22 protein-coding genes and 3 tRNA genes are annotated in these 21,140 nt (G+C 39.7%); 8 read left to right on the plus strand and 17 right to left on the minus strand.

Features of this window, described 5'->3' with window-relative positions; genetic code table 11:
• Positions 1 to 26: 26 nt before the first annotated feature.
• The 5 genes from hflD to glmU all read left to right on the plus strand — a co-directional run bounded on the left by hflD (position 27) and on the right by glmU (position 4,752).
• Positions 27 to 644 carry a high frequency lysogenization protein HflD gene (hflD, locus tag AAX18_RS05140; RefSeq protein ID WP_005626596.1) on the plus strand — a complete coding sequence of 206 codons (618 nt, stop codon included), beginning with the start codon at positions 27 to 29 and terminating at the stop codon, positions 642 to 644.
• A 22-nt stretch (positions 645 to 666) separates the two neighbouring features.
• Positions 667 to 2,037 carry an adenylosuccinate lyase gene (gene purB / locus AAX18_RS05145; RefSeq protein WP_005626599.1) on the plus strand — a complete coding sequence of 457 codons (1,371 nt, stop codon included), beginning with the start codon at positions 667 to 669 and terminating at the stop codon, positions 2,035 to 2,037.
• 271 nt (positions 2,038 to 2,308) lie between these two features.
• The gene (gene rplJ, locus AAX18_RS05150) at positions 2,309 to 2,800 is read left to right on the plus strand and encodes a 50S ribosomal protein L10 (RefSeq protein WP_005626605.1); all 492 of its coding nucleotides are present in this window, start codon (positions 2,309 to 2,311) and stop codon (positions 2,798 to 2,800) included.
• Positions 2,801 to 2,854: 54 nt separating this feature from the next.
• The gene (rplL, locus tag AAX18_RS05155) at positions 2,855 to 3,226 is read left to right on the plus strand and encodes a 50S ribosomal protein L7/L12 (RefSeq protein ID WP_005626607.1); all 372 of its coding nucleotides are present in this window, start codon (positions 2,855 to 2,857) and stop codon (positions 3,224 to 3,226) included.
• 155 nt (positions 3,227 to 3,381) lie between these two features.
• Positions 3,382 to 4,752, plus strand: a complete 1,371-nt coding sequence (gene glmU, locus AAX18_RS05160) for a bifunctional UDP-N-acetylglucosamine diphosphorylase/glucosamine-1-phosphate N-acetyltransferase GlmU (RefSeq protein ID WP_005626609.1) — start codon at positions 3,382 to 3,384, stop codon at positions 4,750 to 4,752.
• Between the two features lie 36 nt (positions 4,753 to 4,788).
• Here glmU and AAX18_RS05165 read toward each other — a convergent pair whose 3' ends face one another.
• The 7 genes from AAX18_RS05165 to AAX18_RS05195 all read right to left on the minus strand — a co-directional run bounded on the left by AAX18_RS05165 (position 4,789) and on the right by AAX18_RS05195 (position 8,657).
• Positions 4,789 to 5,100: a DUF5389 family protein gene (locus tag AAX18_RS05165; protein WP_005626613.1), complete on the minus strand. Its 312-nt coding sequence runs from the start codon at positions 5,098 to 5,100 to the stop codon at positions 4,789 to 4,791.
• A 97-nt stretch (positions 5,101 to 5,197) separates the two neighbouring features.
• Positions 5,198 to 5,274, minus strand: a tRNA-Arg gene (locus tag AAX18_RS05170).
• Positions 5,275 to 5,330: 56 nt separating this feature from the next.
• Positions 5,331 to 5,407, minus strand: a tRNA-Arg gene (locus AAX18_RS05175).
• 20 nt (positions 5,408 to 5,427) lie between these two features.
• Positions 5,428 to 5,522: transfer RNA gene (locus tag AAX18_RS05180), tRNA-Ser, on the minus strand.
• 115 nt (positions 5,523 to 5,637) lie between these two features.
• Entirely contained in the window at positions 5,638 to 6,582 is a 945-nt protein-coding gene (locus AAX18_RS05185; protein WP_046953182.1) for an alpha/beta fold hydrolase, read from the minus strand.
• A gap of 78 nt (positions 6,583 to 6,660) precedes the next feature.
• Positions 6,661 to 7,776, minus strand: a complete 1,116-nt coding sequence (gene asd, locus AAX18_RS05190) for an aspartate-semialdehyde dehydrogenase (RefSeq protein ID WP_005626617.1) — start codon at positions 7,774 to 7,776, stop codon at positions 6,661 to 6,663.
• Between the two features lie 164 nt (positions 7,777 to 7,940).
• Positions 7,941 to 8,657, minus strand: a complete 717-nt coding sequence (locus tag AAX18_RS05195) for an MgtC/SapB family protein (RefSeq protein ID WP_005626619.1) — start codon at positions 8,655 to 8,657, stop codon at positions 7,941 to 7,943.
• A gap of 152 nt (positions 8,658 to 8,809) precedes the next feature.
• On the opposite strand from AAX18_RS05195, the gene rimO reads away from it, so the two are divergent.
• Positions 8,810 to 10,147 (plus strand): 30S ribosomal protein S12 methylthiotransferase RimO, encoded by a 1,338-nt coding sequence (rimO, locus tag AAX18_RS05200; RefSeq protein ID WP_005626621.1) that lies wholly within the window; start codon positions 8,810 to 8,812, stop codon positions 10,145 to 10,147.
• A gap of 62 nt (positions 10,148 to 10,209) precedes the next feature.
• Here the strand turns inward: rimO and AAX18_RS05205 are convergent, their stop codons facing one another.
• Positions 10,210 to 10,788, minus strand: coding sequence for an NAD(P)H-dependent oxidoreductase (locus AAX18_RS05205; RefSeq protein WP_005626623.1), 579 nt, complete (start codon positions 10,786 to 10,788; stop codon positions 10,210 to 10,212).
• Positions 10,789 to 10,893: 105 nt separating this feature from the next.
• Here AAX18_RS05205 and yafC point away from each other — a divergent pair, with 105 nt between their 5' ends.
• The gene (gene yafC, locus AAX18_RS05210; RefSeq protein ID WP_046953183.1) at positions 10,894 to 11,781 is read left to right on the plus strand and encodes a DNA-binding transcriptional regulator YafC; all 888 of its coding nucleotides are present in this window, start codon (positions 10,894 to 10,896) and stop codon (positions 11,779 to 11,781) included.
• 99 nt (positions 11,782 to 11,880) lie between these two features.
• On the opposite strand, the gene rep is transcribed toward yafC, so the two are convergent.
• From rep to waaA, 4 genes are read right to left on the minus strand one after another with little or no spacing between them, the layout of a single operon-like run.
• Positions 11,881 to 13,896 (minus strand): DNA helicase Rep, encoded by a 2,016-nt coding sequence (gene rep, locus AAX18_RS05215; protein ID WP_046953184.1) that lies wholly within the window; start codon positions 13,894 to 13,896, stop codon positions 11,881 to 11,883.
• A gap of 5 nt (positions 13,897 to 13,901) precedes the next feature.
• Positions 13,902 to 14,114 carry a YceK/YidQ family lipoprotein gene (locus AAX18_RS05220; RefSeq protein WP_005626628.1) on the minus strand — a complete coding sequence of 71 codons (213 nt, stop codon included), beginning with the start codon at positions 14,112 to 14,114 and terminating at the stop codon, positions 13,902 to 13,904.
• Entirely contained in the window at positions 14,111 to 14,581 is a 471-nt protein-coding gene (gene coaD, locus AAX18_RS05225) for a pantetheine-phosphate adenylyltransferase (RefSeq protein WP_005626630.1), read from the minus strand. Before coaD ends, AAX18_RS05220 begins: the two co-directional genes overlap by 4 nt.
• Positions 14,578 to 15,861: a lipid IV(A) 3-deoxy-D-manno-octulosonic acid transferase gene (gene waaA / locus AAX18_RS05230; protein WP_005626632.1), complete on the minus strand. Its 1,284-nt coding sequence runs from the start codon at positions 15,859 to 15,861 to the stop codon at positions 14,578 to 14,580. The genes coaD and waaA overlap by 4 nt, the downstream gene beginning before the upstream one ends.
• A gap of 62 nt (positions 15,862 to 15,923) precedes the next feature.
• Between waaA and AAX18_RS05235 the strand changes: the two genes are divergently transcribed.
• Positions 15,924 to 16,688 (plus strand): glycosyltransferase family 2 protein, encoded by a 765-nt coding sequence (locus AAX18_RS05235; protein WP_005626633.1) that lies wholly within the window; start codon positions 15,924 to 15,926, stop codon positions 16,686 to 16,688.
• Here the strand turns inward: AAX18_RS05235 and AAX18_RS05240 are convergent.
• From AAX18_RS05240 to AAX18_RS05260, 5 genes are read right to left on the minus strand one after another with little or no spacing between them, the layout of a single operon-like run.
• Positions 16,685 to 17,242: a DNA-3-methyladenine glycosylase I gene (locus AAX18_RS05240; RefSeq protein ID WP_005626636.1), complete on the minus strand. Its 558-nt coding sequence runs from the start codon at positions 17,240 to 17,242 to the stop codon at positions 16,685 to 16,687. The genes AAX18_RS05235 and AAX18_RS05240 overlap by 4 nt on opposite strands.
• Complete coding sequence (gene aroE / locus AAX18_RS05245) at positions 17,239 to 18,057, minus strand: shikimate dehydrogenase (protein WP_005626638.1); 819 nt, start codon at positions 18,055 to 18,057, stop codon at positions 17,239 to 17,241. The genes AAX18_RS05240 and aroE overlap by 4 nt, the downstream gene beginning before the upstream one ends.
• Before the next feature lie 3 nt (positions 18,058 to 18,060).
• Positions 18,061 to 18,612, minus strand: coding sequence for an L-threonylcarbamoyladenylate synthase type 1 TsaC (locus AAX18_RS05250; RefSeq protein WP_005626640.1), 552 nt, complete (start codon positions 18,610 to 18,612; stop codon positions 18,061 to 18,063).
• 15 nt (positions 18,613 to 18,627) lie between these two features.
• Complete coding sequence (locus AAX18_RS05255) at positions 18,628 to 19,164, minus strand: DNA topoisomerase family protein (protein ID WP_005626642.1); 537 nt, start codon at positions 19,162 to 19,164, stop codon at positions 18,628 to 18,630.
• A 9-nt stretch (positions 19,165 to 19,173) separates the two neighbouring features.
• Entirely contained in the window at positions 19,174 to 21,090 is a 1,917-nt protein-coding gene (locus AAX18_RS05260; RefSeq protein ID WP_005626644.1) for an ABC transporter ATP-binding protein, read from the minus strand.
• Positions 21,091 to 21,140: the final 50 nt, after the last annotated feature.

A 21,140-nucleotide genomic window follows, 5' to 3' on the forward strand; every position in this document is an offset into this window, starting at 1 on the left:
CGGAAACGTTTTCCTAATATTTTCTAATGAAAAACTACCACGATATTGTTCTTGCCCTTGCTGGTGTGTGCCAATCAGCAAAATTGGTTCATCAACTTGCAACAGAAAGTCGAGCAGATTCAGATACATTTTTAACCGCACTTAATAGCCTTTTCATTACCCAACCACAACGAATCGAAGATGTTTTTGGTGGCGAAGTTCGTCATTTAAAATTAGGTCTAGAAACCTTAATTCATCAGCTCAACGCGCAAGGCGATCAAAATTTAACTCGCTATTGGCTAAACCTTTTAGCATTAGAAGGAAAATTATCAAAAAATCCCGATGCCAAACAAACATTGGGCAATCGAATTTCTCGCCTAAAAGAACAAGAAATTCATTACGCTCGCGATAGTGAAACAATGTTATCTATTATGGCAAACATTTACAGCGACGTTATTAGCCCATTGGGCAAAAAAATTCACATTCTAGGCTCGCCTGATTATTTGCGACAAGAACTCGTGCAAAATAAAATTCGTGCAGTTTTACTTGCAGGCATTCGCTCTGCCGTGCTGTGGAAACAAATGGGCGGAACCAAATGGCAAATTTTATTTTTCCGCAGAAAATTACTTGCCACCGCAAAACAGATTTATTCTTCTATTTATTAATACAATTCTGGAGCAAACATTTATGCAACTCTCTACACTGACCGCACTTTCCCCTCTTGATGGTCGTTATCAAGATAAAGTAACTCCATTACGCGCTATTTTTAGCGAATTCGGGTTAATGAAATTCCGTGTAGCTGTGGAAGTTCGTTGGTTACAAAAATTAGCTTCAAAGGCAGACATTACCGAAGTACCGCCATTTTCTACGCAAGCAAATGCTTTTTTAGATGGAATTGTGGCTAATTTTAATGAAACTGATGCGGCGCGTATTAAAGAAATTGAACGCACAACTAATCATGATGTGAAAGCCGTTGAGTATTTTCTGAAAGAGAAAATTCAAAATGAAGTGGAGCTAGTAAACGTTTCCGAATTTATTCACTTCGCTTGCACCTCAGAAGACATTAATAACCTCTCTCACGCATTAATGTTAAGCACTGCTCGTGACGAAGTGATTTTACCTGAATGGCAAAAACTGATTGATGAAATCACTCGTCTTGCAGAAGAATATAAAATGATTCCACTACTTTCTCGCACACATGGCCAACCAGCTTCACCAAGCACAGTGGGCAAAGAAATGGCGAATGTCGTTTACCGCCTAAAACGTCAATTTAAACAACTCCAAAACGCGGAAATCTTAGGTAAAATCAATGGCGCGGTAGGTAACTACAATGCGCATTTATCGGCATATCCTAATATTGATTGGCATAAATTCAGCGAAGAATTTGTCACTTCATTAGGTATTCAATGGAATCCTTATACCACACAAATTGAACCACACGATTACATCGCTGAATTTTTTGATGCTATAGTACGCTTTAATACTATTATCATTGATTTTGATCGGGATTTATGGGGATACATTGCATTAAATCACTTTAAACAACGAACTATTGCAGGCGAAATTGGTTCTTCTACCATGCCACATAAAGTCAATCCAATTGATTTTGAAAACTCAGAGGGCAATCTAGGCTTAGCCAATGCAGTGATGACCCATTTAGGTCAAAAGTTACCAATTTCTCGCTGGCAACGTGACTTAACGGATTCAACCGTATTACGTAATTTAGGCGTAGGATTAGGTTATTGTTTGATCGCTTATGCTTCAACACGCAAAGGCATTAGTAAACTTGAAGTAAATCAACCGCACTTATTAGAAGAACTCAATCAAAACTGGGAAGTTTTAGCTGAACCAATTCAAACCGTAATGCGCCGCTATGGAATAGAAAAACCTTACGAAAAATTAAAAGAATTAACGCGAGGTAAACGAGTGACAGAACAGGCTATGCGTGAATTTATTGATAAGTTGGCTATTCCACAAGAAGAAAAATTACGTTTACAAAAATTAACGCCCGCTACTTATATTGGAGCTGCAGTGGAATTAGTAGAAAAGCTATCATAGGAATTTGGCTCTTTTTCCAACAATATTCTTTACAAGAACATAGCTTTTCTCTATAATTCTGCATCTGTGTTAGTCAGTCTAACAAATTTCTGGTTGGTGCTTGACCTATTCAAGCCCCATCCAAGACCGTAGGGGAGTAATCTTAATTATCCTACGTAGATGGTGAACAGAATAAGAATTTTTCTTGCTTCTGGGCGCCGAAGTCATCCTGGTCTTAGGATTAGGTAAATTAATTCCGAGTAATCGGAGTGTATTCAGGAGCTAAAAGCCAATGGCATTAAATCTTCAAGACAAACAAGCAATTGTTGCTGAAGTAAATGAAGCAGCCAAAGGTGCACTTTCAGCAGTAATCGCGGATTCTCGCGGTGTAACTGTTGAGAAAATGACTGAATTACGTAAATCAGCACGTGAAGCTGGCGTTACAATGCGTGTAGTTCGTAATACTTTATTACGTCGCGCAGTTGAAGGCACAGATTACGAATGCTTAAAAGATACGTTTGTAGGTCCAACACTTATCGCGTTCTCTAACGAACACCCGGGCGCAGCTGCTCGTTTGTTCAAAGAGTTTGCTAAAGCAAACGATAAGTTTGAAATTAAAGGTGCAGCCTTTGAAGGTAAAATCCAAGATGTTGAATTCTTGGCAACATTACCAACTTACGAAGAAGCGATTGCACGTTTAATGGGCACAATGAAAGAAGCTGCAGCAGGCAAACTTGCTCGCACCTTCGCGGCATTACGCGACAAATTACAAGAAGCAGCTTAATCATTAAGCGTTTCTTACTTCATCTAACTTTATTTATTTTAGGAATTGATTGTTATGTCATTAACTAACGAACAAATCATTGAAGCGATTGCTTCAAAAACTGTAACTGAAATCGTTGAATTAATCGCAGCGATGGAAGAAAAATTCGGTGTTTCAGCAGCGGCAGCAGTAGCAGCAGCTCCAGCAGCAGGCGGCGCAGCGGCAGCAGAAGAAAAAACTGAATTCGACGTAATTCTTGCAGCAGCTGGTGCTAACAAAGTAGCAGTAATCAAAGCAGTACGTGGTGCAACTGGTTTAGGCTTAAAAGAAGCTAAAGATTTAGTTGAATCTGCTCCAGCAGCATTAAAAGAAGGTGTTTCTAAAGAAGAAGCTGAAGCACTTAAGAAAGAATTAGAAGAAGCTGGTGCACAAGTAGAAGTTAAATAATTTCTATTTTAACCACTTTAAAATTCAGAAAACCGATGGGAAGCCATCGGTTTTTTCCTATCTACAAAGCCACAACTTCCTTAATTTAAAAACTTATCATATTCTCCTTTCTACGATAGAATATCTCCTATTATTGATAAATAAAGAGAAAATCTATGACTACAAAAGCATTAAGTGCGGTAATTTTAGCAGCCGGAAAAGGAACACGCATGTATTCCGATTTACCTAAAGTTCTACATACAATCGCTGGTAAACCAATGGTAAAACATGTAATTGATACTGCTCATCAATTAGGCGCAGAAAATATTCATTTAATCTATGGTCACGGTGGAGACTTAATGCGTACCCATCTTACAAATGAACAAGTAAATTGGGTATTACAAACAGAACAACTTGGTACTGCACATGCAGTTCAACAAGCAGCACCGTTCTTTAAGGATAACGAAAATATTGTTGTACTTTACGGCGATGCACCATTAATAACTAAAGAAACATTAGAAAAGTTAATTAAAACAAAACCAGAAAATGGCATTGCATTGCTTACCGTAAATTTAGATAACCCAACAGGCTATGGGCGAATTATCCGTGAAAATGGGAATGTTGTGGCAATTGTAGAACAAAAAGATGCAAATGCAGATCAACTAAATATTAAAGAAGTAAATACTGGCGTTATGGTATCCGATGGCGCAAGTTTCAAAAAATGGCTAGCTCGTGTAGGCAATAATAATGCTCAAGGCGAATATTACTTAACGGATCTTATTGCTCTCGCAAACCAGGATAATTGCCAAGTTGTTGCTGTACAAGCAACAGATGTCATGGAAGTTGAAGGCGCAAATAATCGCTTACAATTAGCCGCACTTGAACGTTATTTCCAAAATAAACAAGCCTCCAAGTTATTACTTGAAGGAGTAATGATCTACGATCCCGCTCGCTTTGACCTACGTGGAACATTAGAGCATGGAAAAGATGTGGAAATCGACGTTAATGTTATTATCGAAGGTAGTGTAAAACTCGGTGATCGCGTAAGAATTGGCGCAGGTTGCGTATTGAAAAATGTTGTTATTGGCAATGATGTAGAAATAAAACCCTATTCTGTTCTAGAAGATTCTGTAGTGGGAGAAAAAGCCGCAATTGGTCCATTTTCTCGTTTACGCCCAGGTGCAGAACTTGCAGCTGAAACGCATGTCGGTAACTTTGTAGAAATTAAAAAATCTACCGTTGGTAAAGGTTCTAAAGTAAATCACCTAACCTATGTTGGCGATTCAGAAATCGGCTCAAATTGTAATATTGGTGCGGGTGTCATCACCTGTAACTACGATGGCGCAAATAAATTTAAAACGATCATCGGTGATGATGTATTTGTGGGATCTGATACACAGTTAGTCGCACCAGTGAAAGTCGCAAGTGGCGCAACTATTGGTGCTGGGACAACAATTACACGTGATGTTGGCGAAAATGAATTAGTGATTACACGAGTTCCTCAACGCCATATTCAAGATTGGCAACGACCAACAAAGAAAAAATAAAATAGCATAAAATCCTACGTTTTATCGTAGGATTTTTTATAAACCGATTTTACAAATCGTAATTAAAGCTATATAAAAAATGACCGCACTTAATACCAATAATTTAAAAGCCAATTTGGGTTTTCTCTGATGTAGGCGATATAAAATTCGAGCTACCACCGCAAGAATAACAGGATAAATCCAAAAAAATATTGAGAATAAATTAACTTGCCAAGTTTCCAAGTTAGGATTTTTATCAAATGTAGTGGAAAGCAACAAAGCCATCGGACATAACAATACTGGAGCACAAAAAATAGCTAATCCCCAGGAAAATAAACTAAAACCACGAGGCAAAGATTGTCTTGTCATAATTTAAAAATTTTACAAATAAAAGATAATTACAATATAACAAATACTGTGATTATTAGAAAGTAACTCAAAATCAATAGACTTGAATAAAATGAAATGGCGCACCCGAAAGGATTCGAACCTTTGACCGCTCGGTTCGTAGCCGAGTACTCTATCCAGCTGAGCTACGGGTGCGTAGATGATGCTTTAATTATTCATGACCATTTTTAGAAGATAGAGCCGTTTTAAAATGGCGCACCCGAGAGGATTCGAACCTCTGACCGCTCGGTTCGTAGCCGAGTACTCTATCCAGCTGAGCTACGGGTGCAGAATAAATAAAACAAACAATGGCGGTGAGAGAGGGATTCGAACCCTCGATGGAGCTTTTTAACCCCATACTCCCTTAGCAGGGGAGCGCCTTCAGCCTGCTCGGCCATCTCACCACAATCGGTGTGAGCGGTATAATACGTTTTTTAGAAAATATGTCAAACCATTTTTTGAAAAACACACCTGTTTGAATATTTTATCTACACATTAAATATATTATTGAATAAAAATCTACTCATTATTCAAAAATACTAAAATCTTAGATATTGTTTCCCGTCTTAATTCATCTTGCTCAAATAACACCTCATGTTTAGCGTTCAATACAACTTTACATTGAGCATTCGGAAAAAGTGCGGTTAATTTTTCAAGATTTTTGTTATCTACGATTTTTTCTTTTTCGGCTTGTAAAATTAGGATTGGAATTTCAATCTTAGGAATAACTTTCGGCAAACGTTTAATTGCATTCAAACACAAATGCACCCAACGGAACGTTGGTCCGCCAAGATGAATTGCTGGATTTTTACGATTTATACGATTCATCCATTTCATTCTAGTTTTACAGAAACTTAGTTCATTGTATTCCAAATGGGCTTGTTGATAAGGCCCTTTACCAAAAACATAACACTCGCCTTGTCCTAAAGTATTCACCAGGGCAATAATCAATTCATCTCTAATAGGGTATTTTAAAGGAATACCGTAAAAGGGTGAAGAGAGCACTGCTTTATTAATGCTATGATCACAATTTGCCAAATAATACGTTGCAATCAATGCGCCCATCGAATGAGCAAGCAAATGCTGCGTGGAATAATTGAAAAGTGCGGTCACTTTTTCGATGATTTTCGTCATATCATAGACATAGAAACGAAATTCATCTAAATGCCCTTTTTCAGAATCCTTCAAAAAATGGGTTGAATAACCTTGACCACGGTGATCAAATAGCAACACATCATAGCCTTGATGATAAAAATCATAAGCTGGCTCCGACCATTTCAACATATTTTCAGCACGACCACTCACCAAAATCATCAATTTTCTATCCGCACTTTTAGCGTGTGTTAAATGACGATAAGCGATTTGAACATTATTTTTGCTAATGAAATATTGCGTTGGAAATTGATTGAAAAAAGATAACAGTTCGGTAAAGGCAAATTGAGTAAAGTTGGATTCTCGATTCATAAGTTTTTAGATGGGATACATAAACGCATACAAAAGAAAGAAAAAGTGCGTGAGATTTTACGTCACGCACTCTGCCAATTATGCCACCAATTGTTTTAAGATACGGCGAACTGGCTCTGCAGCACCCCATAATAATTGGTCACCCACAGTAAAGGCAGCCAAATATTCAGGCCCCATTGCCAATTTACGTAAACGCCCCACTGGCACGCTTAATGTACCTGTTACTTTCGCTGGCGTTAATTCACGTAATGTGGTTTCTTTGTCATTTGGAATCACTTTCACCCATTCGTTGTGAGACGCTAAAATTTGTTCGATTTCTTCTAATGGTAAGTCTTTTTTCAGTTTGATGGTGAACGCTTGGCTGTGGCAACGTAATGCACCAATACGTACACATAAACCATCAACAGGAATTGGATTGTCGCTTAAACCTAAGATTTTGTTGGTTTCTGCATAACCTTTCCATTCTTCTTTAGTTTGTCCTGTTTCTGGAAGAAGTTTGTCAATCCAAGGGATTAAACTACCACCTAATGCCGCACCAAAATTATCCGTTGGGAAGCTATCAGAACGCATTTCTGCAGTCACTTTACGTTCAATGTCTAAGATTGACGAAGCAGGGTCTTTTAATTCACTCGAAACCGCTTGTTCTAATAAGCCCATTTGTGAAAGTAATTCACGCATATTTTTTGCGCCAGCACCTGAAGCCGCTTGATAAGTTGCCACAGAAATCCATTCCACCAAATCTTTTTCAAATAGACCGCCGATAGCCATCAACATTAAGCTCACGGTACAGTTACCGCCCACGAAAGTTTTAATGCCTTTTTTTAAGCCTTCAGAAATCACGTGTTGGTTTACCGGATCAAGCACAATAATTGCATCATCTTTCATACGTAATGCAGACGCAGCATCAACCCAATAACCATCCCAACCTGTTGCTTTTAATTTTGGATAGACTTCATTAGTGTAATCGCCACCTTGGCAAGTCACGATAATGTCTAATTTTTTGAGTTCTTCAATATCGAATGCATTTTTAAGTTCGCCTGCATCCTTGCCACCAAATACAGGTGCTTTTTGACCTGCTTGTGAAGTTGTAAAAAATACGGGATTAAGATTCGCAAAATCATTTTCCTGCGACATACGATCCATTAATACGGAACCGACCATTCCGCGCCAGCCGATAAAGCCTACATTTTTCATTGTTGTTTCCTTAGTTTGTTGTGTTTGAATAGAATTATTAATTACAAGATAGCGTTAGCAAAATCAAGTATTTTTCATGGAAATTTACATTTTGCGAAAGAAATTAAATAAGAAATAAAAAAGAGCGGTCAATTTAAAAGAAAATTTAACTTGACCTCTCTTTTCTAGTTATCTACGTCAACACTTATCACGCCTTCTTCCGCTTTCAACAATGCATACGCATCTTTCAACATTGTGGAATCAATGGAAAAACAGCGAATTTGTAACCGCACTTCACCACTACTTTGATCTTTCACCTGTATATGTTCAATACGATACTGATTGTTTACTAACAATTGGGTGACTTTTCCAATGCTTTCCGCACCATTGACGAGAATATTGAATTTTGTCCGACGACGTTGTGATTTACGATGAACCCAACGTTGTACCAGCGGACTTAATCGAATAGAGACCAAAATCATCACAGTGGCGATAACCGCATCGAACACGAAACCTGCCCCAGCAGCAATACCGATCCCCGCAGAAGCCCAAATAATCGCCGCAGTGGTTAAACCTGAAATCGCATCATTTTTCTTATGCAAAATCACACCAGCACCTAAAAAACCGATGCCGCTAATCACTTGAGCCGCAAGACGCATCGGATCCGTACGAATATTTTCTGAAACTTGCGCATAATGCTCTGCGGCTTGAATCGAAACAATGGTTAGCACACAAGTGGTGACGGCAATAATGGCGCAAGTTTTCACGCCCACAGGTTTGCGCTTAAGCTCACGCTCTAAGCCAATAACACTACCAAGCACCATCGCCAATAGCATTTTGCTAAAAATAATCAAATGATAAGGATCGAAAAGTGCGGTCAAAAGTAAAGATGAATTTTCCATAATGATAAAAATAAGTCCGACATAATCGTTTATTCTACATCACTTAGCTTAAAATCTTTACCCTTTCAAGCCTTTAATTTATCGCCTTTCTTTCGAAAATTGAGTAAAATCTTGCGTTTGAAATTTTATAGAGCGAAAGAACGGTTATTTTTATGCAAAATTCAACCCCAAGCATTGGCTTTGTAAGCCTTGGTTGCCCAAAAAACTTAGTAGATTCTGAACGAATCTTAACGGAACTACGCACCGATGGTTACAACATTGTGCCAAGCTATGAAAATGTTGATTTAGTGATTGTGAACACTTGTGGCTTTATTGATAGTGCGGTGCAGGAATCACTCGAAGCGATTGGCGAAGCATTAGAAGAAAATGGGCGAGTTATCGTGACTGGCTGTTTGGGGGCAAAAGAAGACCAAATTCGTGAAGTGCATCCTAAAGTTTTAGAGGTCAGCGGCCCACACAGTTATGAAGCAGTGATGGCGCAAGTTCACAAATATGTGCAAAAACCAACACATAATCCTTACACCAGCTTAGTACCAAAACAAGGCGTAAAACTCACACCAAAACATTATGCCTATTTGAAAATCTCTGAAGGCTGTGATCACCGTTGTACGTTCTGCATTATTCCATCTATGCGTGGTGATTTGGAAAGCCGTTCTATTACGCAAGTTTTGGACGAAGCAAAACGTCTAGCCGAAGCAGGCGTAAAAGAATTGCTTGTGGTATCACAAGACACTTCCGCTTATTCCATGGATTTAAAACGCCAAGAGGGCGGAGTAAAAACGGCTTTCTGGAATGGCATGCCAATTAAAAATGATTTAATGACCCTTTGTAAACAGCTTGGCAAACTTGGCATTTGGGTTCGCTTACATTATGTGTATCCCTATCCACATGTGGATGATTTAATTCCATTAATGGCTGACGGCACGCTCTTACCGTATTTAGACATTCCATTACAACACGCCAGCCCGAAAATCTTAAAAGCAATGAAAAGACCGGGCAGCATTGACCGCACTTTAGAACGCATTAAACAATGGCGTGAAATTTGCCCAGATTTAACATTACGCTCCACCTTTATTGTAGGTTTCCCAGGCGAAACAGAAGAAGATTTCCAATTATTGCTCGATTTCTTAAAAGAAGCCCAACTTGATCGCGTAGGCTGTTTCAAATTCAGCCCAGTTGAAGGTGCACCTGCAACAGAGATGGCTGACCAAGTACTAGAAGATGTGAAAGAAGAACGTTTCCATCGTTTCATGCAATTACAACAAGAAATTTCTGCAAATCGTTTAAAACAAAAAATCGGCAAAACTCTTGATGTATTAGTAGATGAAATTGACGAAGAAGGCATTATTGGCCGCTCAAAAGCTGATGCTCCTGAAGTTGACGGGTTAGTTTATGTCGATAATTTAAGCGGAATCAATGTCAAAGTCGGCGACGTGATTAAAGTAACCATCACAAATTCTGATGAATATGATTTGTGGGGAAGTTGTTAAATAACAACAATCTTAACGAAATAAACAAAAAATCCATCTTCGTATTGAAGATGGATTTTTTCTTAGCCGAACACTTTTTCCAAGTGTGCTTGGTAGTCTGCTAAGTATTGTTTTACTTGTGGATTTTTAATCACATCGTTACATAAGAATGTCGGCAGACGGGTCAAGCCGATGAACTCGTTGAGTTTGTGGAAGTGCATATACAACGCATCCACGCCTTTGCCTTCGAAGAAGTCGCCTTCGCGAGTGAAGGCTTCAATCGGCGCATTCCAAGTAAGCGAAAGCATGTGTTTTTTGCCTTGTAACAAACCACCTGTGCCATAGCCTTCTGTCGGATTAACACGATGACGTCCATCACTGTGATAAAGCTTGCCGTGTCCATCGGTTAATACTTCGTCTATGTATTTTTTCACTGTCCAAGGCTCGTGCATCCACCAACCTGGCATCTGCCAAATCACGGCATCCATCCACAAGAATTTTTCGATTTCTGCTTCAACATCATAGCCGGCATCAATCACGGTTTCTTTTACATTGTGTCCAAGTGCGGTCAAAACTTCTTTCGCTTTTTTGTGAAGTGTGTGGTTCAACTCGCCATGTGAATGACCAAACTCTTTTCCACCGTCTAGTAATAAAATATTCATCTTTGCTCCTAAAATAAAGAATTCAAAAAGGGATTTTATTATGCTATTTTATACTTAAAAAGTGCAAAAATAAAAAAACTCTTTTGCGTTAAACAGAATAATAAAATGAAAACAACTTCTGAAGAATTAACGGTATTTGTACAAGTAGTCGAAAATGGCAGTTTTAGCCGTGCAGCCAAGCAGCTAGCGATGGCAAATTCTGCGGTAAGCCGCGTGGTGAAAAGACTAGAAGAAAAATTAGGCGTAAACCTAATCAACCGTACCACGCGACAACTAAGACTAACAGAAGAAGGTTCGCAATATTTTCACCGAGTGCAGAAAATTCTGCAAGAAATGGCTGCGGCAGAGGCTGAAATGTTGGCTGTAGACGAAATACCACAAGGCATACTACGCGTAGATTCCGCTATGCCGATGGTGTTACATCTGCTAGTGCCACTGTCAGCAAAATTCAACGAACGCTATCCACACATTCAACTTTCGCTAGTTTCTTCCGAAGGCTATATCAATCTAATTGAACGCAAAGTCGATATTGCCTTACGAGCTGGAGAATTGGATGATTCTGGGTTACGTACTCGTCATTTGTTTGATAGCCACTTCCGCGTAGTCGCCAGTCCAGAATACTTGGCAAAACACGGCACGCCGCAATCCACCGAAGATCTTGCCAACCATCAATGTTTAGGCTTCACCGAGCCTACTTCTCTAAATACATGGGCAGTTTTCGATGCTCAAGGAAATCCCTATAAAATCTCACCGCATTTTACCGCCAGCAGCGGTGAAATCTTACGGTCATTGTGCCTTTCAGGTTGTGGTATCGCTTGCTTATCAGATTTTTTGATAGACAATGACATCGCTGAAGGAAAATTAATTCCCTTACTTGTTGAGCAAACCTCCAATAAAACGCTCCCCTTCAATGCTGTTTACTACAGCGATAAAGCCGTCAACCTTCGCCTACGTGTGTTTTTAGACTTTTTAGTAGAAGAACTAAAGGGATAATTAAAATTCATAAGAATCAAATTTTAACGTCAATTTGCAAAAATACTTTAAAACCTGACCGCTCTTTTCCTCCTATCTTTTCATTTTGAGCTAGATTTTCTAACATCCTTTCAAAATCGCCCTCAATCTATCAAGTTGATTTTGTGTTTTTTCTTGTTTTTGTTCGGTGGTTAGTTTTGGTTTATCGCGTTCCCACAGTACATCATCATTGGGTAATTCAGCTAAAAATCGGCTCGGTTCTGGGCGAACTAATTCACCATATTGACGGCGCTCACGACATAAGGAAAAAGTGAGTTCTTTTTGCGCTCTTGTGATCCCCACATAAGCCAAACGGCGTTCTTCTTCCACGTTGTCTTCATCAATGCTAGTTTGGTGGGGCAAAATGCCCTCTTCCATACCGATCAAATAAACATAAGGAAATTCCAATCCTTTAGAGGCGTGCAATGTCATCAGTTGAACTTGATCGCTCTCATCATCATCTTCGCCTCGCTCCAACATATCCCGTAATGTCAGGCGGGTTACTACTTGATTAAGATTCATCGGCTCATTGGTTTCATTGCCTTTTAACATATCCGCAACCCAGTCAAATAACGTGGCAACATTCTTACTTTGCATTTCTGCCGCTTTAGGGCTTGTTGCGTATTCATACAAATATTCTTCGTAATGAATCGCGGATAACATTGAACGTAGCGCACGTTCTGGTTCAGAACGTTGAATTTCATCATTAAGTTCTACAATCCAACGGCCAAATTTTTGCAATGAATCATAGGCTTTTGGTGTAATGCGTTGAATAAGTTCAAACTCAAAAATAGCATCAAATAAACTGATGTGTTTTTCTTGAGCCAACTCTCCAAGTTTTTGTAACGTCGCGGTGCCAATTTCACGTTTCGGTGTATTCACAATACGCAGGAATGCGGCATCATCATCTTGATTCACCACCAAGCGCAAGTACGCCATCATATCTTTGATTTCTGCACGGGAGAAAAAAGAAGTACCGCCTGAAATTTTGTAAGGAATACGGTTTTGCATCAGTACTTTTTCGAGTAATCGGGATTGATGATTACCTCGATACAAAATCGCATAATCTTTATATTTGGTTTTACGGCTAAAACGATGGGCGATCAACTCGGCGACAATCCGCTCTGCTTCGTGTTCTTCATTTTTTGCTTCGATAACAAGCAATCTTTCCCCTTCGCCAATGGTTGAAAAAAGTTTCTTATTAAACACGTGGTCATTGTTATCAATCAAGATATTGGCGCAATGCAAAATGCGTTGGGTTGAACGGTAATTTTGCTCTAGCTTAATCACTTGCAAACGAGGGAAATCATCGCGTAAACGCACCATATTTTCTGGTCGTGCGCCACGCCACGAATAAATAGATTGGTCATCATCGCCCACCACAGTGAAACAAGCACGATCACCCACTAAAAGTTTAATCAGCTCATATTGACTGGTGTTGGTGTCTTGATATTCATCCACCAACAAATAACGAATTTTTGCCTGCCATTTTGACCGCACTTCTTCATTTTGCTTGAACAATAATGTCGGAAGCATAATCAAATCATCAAAATCAAGGGCGTTGTAGGCTCGAATTTGTGCGGCGTAACGCTCATAACATTTTGCAAAAGTTTGATATTTTGCATCACGCGCCAACGCAAATGCCTGTTTTGGCGAAATTAAATCGTTCTTCCAGTTAGAAATCACTGAAATTAACTCACGCAATAAATCCTTATCTTCTTTTAACACATCAGCGGTTAGCTCTTTTAACAACGCAAATTGATCATGTTCGTCAAACAAGGTCATATTTGATTTAAAGCCCAACGCTTTATATTCGCGCTTAATAATGTCAAAACCGAGCGTATGAAAAGTAGAAACAAGCAAGCCTTTGGATTGTTCTTTGCCAATGGAATGAGCAACACGCTCTTTCATCTCGCGTGCGGCTTTGTTGGTGAAAGTAACAGCAGCAATTTGTTTTGGAGAATAACCGCACTTTTCAATTAAATGGGCAATTTTATTAATGATTACGCGAGTTTTGCCTGAGCCAGCACCAGCAAGCACAAGACAAGGGCCTGTCGCATATTCAACGGCTTGTTGTTGTTGAAGATTGAGTTTCATAAGAATTATTGAGTCCACGCATAGGGCAGTAATACAGTGTCTAATAAAAATGAGAGAGGCAAATCTAAGATTGGAAATCCCCATTGTTGAGCCATTTCAAGATCATAAGCAGCCCCAGCATAGGCGGTATATTTTTCTGTGGGATCGATAAGTTTAATCACGGAACCACAACCAGATAAAGCGATAAGTGCGGTCAAAAAAATAAAGGTTTTTATCATCGTGCTTTTAACGCATTAAACACAGACACAGGTACTAGCTCAGCAACATCACCACCATGCAAATAAATTTCACGCACAATGGTGGAAGAAACAAACGCCCATTTTTCTGCTGGTGGGAAAAACAGACTATCTACGCCTTTTGTGAGTAAACGATTAAGCGCAGCCAATTGAAGTTCATATTCAAAATCTGTTGTCGTGCGTACGCCGCGAATAATGGCGGAAATATTGTGCTGTTTAATCACATTTGCCAACAAATCAGAAAAACCAAACACCTCAACATTGGATAAATGCGCAACAGATTGACGAACAAGCTCCACACGCTCATCCAAAGAAAATAGTGGCTTTTTGCTTGGGCTGTTCGCCACCGCCACTAAAACACGAGGAAAAATCACCGCACTTCTTTCAATAATGTCTAAATGACCGTTCGTAATCGGGTCAAAAGTACCGGGATAAATCACGCTCGTCATACATTGCGCTCCAAATAAGGTTTTAATAAATCTAACAAACGCTGTAATGCCCCTCGGTTTTCCATCAGCACCTCATAGCCTGCATTGCCTAAACGTTCGCTCGCTTCTTTTGAATTTAATAAGGCTTCTACCGCACGTTCTAAGGCATCTGCTGTGGAATTAACTTCCAGCACACCTTGTACTTCCACCAACATTCGAAATATCTCAGGGAAATTGAAAGTATGCTTGCCAGTAATCACTGGCATTTTAAATGCAAGAGGTTCCAGTGGATTGTGTCCACCATGTTTCACAAGGCTTCCACCCACAAAAGCAATATCAGAAACGCCATACATCAACATCAGTTCACCCATGCTATCACCCAAAATCACTTGAGTATTCTCATTTGGTAACTCATTTGTCGAACGGCAAATAAATTGGAATTTTTCCTTTTTAAGTAAATCAGCCACCACATTAAAACGCTCTGGATGGCGCGGAACGAGCAATAACAATAAATTTGGGTATTTTTCCAATAATTGACGATGTGCTTGTAAGATAATTTGCTCTTCGCCTTCATGGGTACTCGCAGCAATCCAAATCGGATGATTTTTTACCCAAAGTGCTCGTAAAGCATCAATCTTTTCGCGTAACTCATCCGTGATGGCAAGATCATATTTAATATTGCCCGTCACCTTCAATTTATCTTTGCGATAACCTAAACCCAAATAACGATTGCTACTAATTTTGTCTTGAGGTGCAATTAAATCAATTTGTGAAAACATATTTTGCAAACGCGGTTTAATTTTTCCATAACGACGCGCAGAACGGGCAGACAAGCGTGCATTTGCCACCACAAAAGGGATGCCACGGCGAGAAAATTGTTGGATTAAATTTGGCCAAAGTTCGGTTTCAATCACAATACAAAGTTTTGGCTGAACAAAGTCAATAAAACGATTAATGGCACAAGGTATGTCATAAGGCAAATAGCAATGGAAAACGCTATCGCCAAAAGCCGCTTTGACACGATCAGAACCCGTAGGGGTAACTGTAGTGAAAGTAATAGGTAAGTGCGGGTAATTTTGTTGGAGTTTTTGCACAAGTGGCGTAGCAGCAATAACCTCGCCCACTGATGCCGCATGAATAACAATACCACCAGTTTCAGGCGGTGTCAGTAAAGCATAAAAACCATAACGCTCACCAAGCCTTTTTCGGTAATTCGGTGCCTTAAATCCGCGTAGCCACATAAAGAGTAGCACTAACGGTTGAATCAGATACATCAAGCTCGTATAAAAAAAACGCCACATAAATGAAATTCGGTTATACTTGAAAAGATTTCGGCTAGTATAGCAAAAAAAGGATTGAAAATATGCCTACAATTAGCGTTGCGATGATTGTAAAAAATGAAGCACAAGACCTCGCCAATTGCTTAGACACCGTAAAAGATTGGGTGGATGAAATTATCATTCTAGATTCCGGTAGCACAGATAACACTAAAGAAATTGCGCTCAGTTATGGGGCGAAATTCTATGAAAATAGCAACTGGCCGGGCTTTGGTAAACAACGCCAATTAGCTCAACAATATGTAACCAGTGATTATGTACTCTGGTTAGATGCAGACGAACGCGTTACACCCAAGCTACAACAGGCTATTTTAAGTGCGGTTAAAAATGATCGAGAAAATACCGTTTATGAAATTCCACGAGTGAGTGAAGTCTTTGGACGTGAAATTCGCCATTCAGGATGGTATCCAGATTATGTGATTCGCCTCTATCGCACAAACTATGCGCAATATAACGATTCATTGGTACATGAAAAAGTCGAATTTCCTGCTGGGACAAAAGTAGAAAAATTGACAGGTGATTTAGAGCATTTCACTTATAAAAGCATTCATCATTATCTAGTGAAATCCGCAGGTTATGCAAAAGCATGGGCAGACCAACGTCAAGCTAAAGGAAAAAAAGCGACACTTTGGCAAGGAATCACACATGCGCTCGGTTGTTTTGTGAAGATGTATTTGTTAAAAGCGGGTTTTTTAGATGGCAAACAAGGATTTTTATTAGCGGTTTTATCAGCGCATTCAACCTTTGTAAAATACGCTGATTTATGGGAGCGCGATCAGCATAAACACTAGCGAGTTTTGCAAGGACAATCATTTAAATGATCGTCCACCAATCCCATAGACTGCATAAAAACATAACACGTGGTTTCGCCAACAAAGACGAAACCATGTTTTTTTAAGGCTTTAGAAAGTGCTTTAGATGCTTCTGTTTTAGCTGGCACAGTTCGCAAATCAGGCACATCATTGACAATCGGTTTATGATTCACAAATGACCAAATAAAATCACTGAAATTTTCACCGCACTTTTCCATCTCCAAATAAGCTTTCGCATTTTTGACAATGGCCTCTAACTTGGCTCGATGGCGAATTAATCCTGTATTTTGCATGCAAGCATCAATATCAAGTGCGGTCATTTTTGCAATTTTTTTCGGATCAAATTGATGAAAAGCCATACGGTAAGATTCACGTTTTTTCAAAACTGTAATCCACGAAAGCCCCGCTTGCTGCCCTTCCAAACAAATTTTTTCAAATAGCTTTTGGCTGTCGAATTCAGGCTTTCCCCATTCTTTGTCATGATAATCAATATAAATAGGTTGTTCACCAACCCAAGGGCATCGAGTAATCATAACATCGCCTTTTTAAGCTGCTCATAAACGGCGACAAAATCTGGCATTACGCCTCGCCACAAATGGAAAGAATGTGCTGCTTGCGCGACCAACATTCCAAAGCCATCGCTAACGTTGGTTAAACCCAAACTTTTGCATAATGCAATAAATGGCGTGTCTGCGCCTTTCGCATATTGCATATCATAAAAAGCTGAGCCTAATTTTAAAATTTCAGCATCAACTGGAGCAGTTCCACCACTTAATCCAGCTGAAGTCGCATTAATCACCAAATCATAAGTTTGTAGCGGAATAGAATCCATTGAGGCAGCTTGAATATTGCCGTAAGGCTTAAATCTTTCAGCTAATTCTTTGGCTTTCGAAAAAGTGCGGTTAGCAAGAACAATATTTTGTTGAGCTTGTAAAAGTGGCAATAATACGCCTTTTGTTGCTCCTCCCGCTCCTAACATTAATATACGCTGATTTGGGTGAAGCCAATTTAAACGTTGTAAATCTGTCACCAAACCGATCCCATCAGTGTTATCCGCATAAAGCTTTCCATCATCGAGTTTTTTTAGCGTATTGCAGGCTTCCGCCAGTTTTGCTCGTTGGCTATATTCGTCTGCCAGTAGATAAGCTCGTTCTTTAAAAGGCGAAGTAATATTGCAACCTTTCGCCCCCTCATCGAAAAATGCCAAAAGCTGTTGTTCAAAAGCATCAAGATCGCCTAATTTTGCAATGTATTCTATGGTTTGATGGGTTTGTGCTGCTAACTGACTTTGAATTAATGGCGATTTACTTTGCACAATCGGATTGCCCCACACAGCATAAAGATCCATAAATTATCCTTGTCTAAAAAGTTGATTTGTGCGCAAGTCTCGAATTTCTGATGGATTACGCGCATCTCCCACAATTTCATCTAATACTGGAAAATCCGCACCGAATTGTAACCGCACTTCATCGGAGGTGCGGCAAGGTGGCTCTCCTGTTAGGTTTGCACTCGTTGAAGTTAATGTAAAACCCGTGAGTTCACATAAGGCTTTCACAGATGGGTGATCGCACAAACGTATTGCAATGCTATCAAATTTGCCTGTGAGAAAATGCGGAGTGGTGGATTTAGCTGGCACAATCCAAGTAGTTGGGCGTTCATATTTACCTTGCAGGCGAAAAAGCTGTTCATCGTTAATCTGCTCAAAATCGACAAAAGGACGGAAAAAATCCAAGCTAGGCGCCACTAAAATCAGCCCTTTTTCCACTGGGCGTTGCTTTAAATCAAGTAATTTTTTTACCGCACTTTCACTTTGCGGATTACATCCCAAGCCAAATACAGCTTCAGTGGGATAAGCGACCACTTGATTTTGTCGAAGGGCCTCAGCGATTTGTTCTCTATTCATTTTACTCTTTTACTTTTATTGCTCAAAAATATAACGGCAAGTTTTATTTGCACACTGGAAAATTTGTTTTTCCCCATCTTCGACTTTTAACAAAGAAAGTGGGAAATGGCACATTGGGCAAGGCACGGTATAAGGCTTGGCAGGCAAAGAAAATTTACATTTAGGGAAATTATCACAGCCGTAAAAAATTTTTCCTTGGCGACCTCGACGAGAAATCAAATGCCCCGTTTTACATTCAGGACAAGTAATTTTTTCCTCAGATTCAGATTCTTCCCGCACCACAAAATCACATTCAGGATAATGGCTACAACCAATAAACATCCCAAAACTGCCTTGTTTCAACTGCAATAAATTACCGCACTTTGGGCAAATTTCATCAAGTGTTTTTAATACTTTATGCTCCGCCCGTTGCAAAGGACGCAAATAATCACATTCAGGATAAGCAGAGCAACCTAAAAACAGCCTTTTTTTGCCTTGTTTAATTTGTAAAGGCGCACCACATTGAGGGCAATATTCCTGTTGTTTGCTATGATGAAAAAGGCTTTGATTCATAATCTATCCTTATGCTTGAAGCATTTCTTCCAATTCTTCCTGTGCGGTCATCCATTCCGTTTCGACATCATCTAATGCTTTCTTCACATCCACTTGTTGAGCCAAAAGTGCGGTCAATTTTTCTTTATTTTCGGCATTATATAATTCGGCATCGGCCAGTTGATTTTCTATGTTCGCAAGCTCAGAAGAAAATTTATTCATTTTTTCTTCTAATTGCGTGATTTTTTTACGTAATGGCGCAGTTTGTTGGCGTAACTCTGCTTCACGGCGTTTTTGTTCCTTACGATTTTGAACCGAATTTTCATTATCGCCAACGTTTTCCGAAACTTTATTTTCAGATGTGCTATTTTGTTCATTCAGCCACTTTTGATAGTCTTCTAAATCGCCTTTAAATTCTTCCACTTTTTTATCGTGAACCAAATAAAATTCTTCCACGGTATTACGTAATAAATGACGATCGTGAGACACCACCACCAAAGAACCTTCGTAATCCACCAACGCTTCCGTTAATGCCTGACGCATATCCAAATCCAAATGGTTAGTTGGTTCATCAAGTAATAACAAATTCGGGCGTTGCCAAACAATCAAAGCCAACACCAAGCGGGCTTTTTCTCCTCCAGAAAAAGATTTCACTGCTTGATTTACTTTATCACCGTGGAACGCAAAACTGCCCAAATAATCTCGAACCTGTTGCTCCGTTTGCTCAGGTGCGAGTTTTTGCATATGCCACAGAGCAGACTCGTCTGCGCGCAAAGTATCTAATTGATGCTGAGCAAAATAGCCAAGTTGCACGCCTTTAGCTAATTGTACTGTACCGGAAAGAGCGGTGAGCTCGCCGGCTAACAATTTGATTAAGGTTGATTTTCCTGCACCATTTTTCCCGAGCAAACCAATGCGCGAACCCGGTACTAAATTCAGCTTAATTTTACTTAAAATTTCTACCGCACTTTCACCGTTGCCATAACCTGCGCTCGCCTGCTCAATCATCACTAAAGGATTCGGCAAGGATAGTGGTGGACGGAATTCAAAAGTAAAAGGATTATCCACATAAGCCGGTGCAATCAGTTCCATACGCTCTAAGGCTTTCATGCGGCTTTGTGCTTGTTTGGCTTTGGTCGCTTTGGCTTTAAAGCGGTCGATATATTTTTGTAAATGAGAGATCTTTTGTTGTTGCTGACGATACATCGCTGTTTGTTGAGCCAGTTTAGTTGCTCGTTGCACTTCAAAGGAAGAATAATCACCCGTGTATTCGTTGAGTTTCTGGTTTTCGATATGGAGAATTTTCGTCACAATCGGATCGAGAAAATCACGGTCGTGAGAAATTAATACCAAGGTGCCTTGATATTGTACTAACCAACGTTCTAACCAAATAACCGCATCCAAATCCAAATGGTTCGTCGGTTCATCAAGTAATAATAAATCTGACGGACAAAGCAGAGCTTGCGCCAAATTCAAACGCATCCGCCAACCGCCCGAAAAAGCCTTCACTGGCTGGCTGGCTTCTTCTTGACTAAATCCTAAACCATGCAATAAAGAAGCTGCGCGAGATTGAATTGTCCACGCATCCAAGGTTTCTAATTGCCCGTGAATACGCGCAATCGCATGGCCATCATTACGTTCATTGGCTTCATTAAGTTCCTGCTGCAAACGGCAATATTCACGATCCCCTTGAATCACATAATCAATGGCGGGAATATCCAATGCAGGCGTTTCTTGATTCACCCAAGAGACCCGCCAATTTGCTGGATAATTTATCTCTCCGCCCTCTGGCGTTAATTCTTTTTTTAATAAGGCAAAAAGCGAAGATTTTCCACAACCATTCTTCCCCACCAAACCGACTTTTTGCTTGGGGTTAATCGTAGCAGAAGCATTTTCGAGAAGTTCCGTTTGCCCTCGTTTTAAGGACAGATTACTAAATACAATCATTGTTGAAATACATCTTAATTTAACGCAAATAAACCGTATTCTACAGAATA

Origin of the sequence: Haemophilus haemolyticus (genome assembly GCF_001008205.1) — a bacterium.
GTDB classification, from domain to species: domain Bacteria; phylum Pseudomonadota; class Gammaproteobacteria; order Enterobacterales; family Pasteurellaceae; genus Haemophilus; species Haemophilus haemolyticus_Q.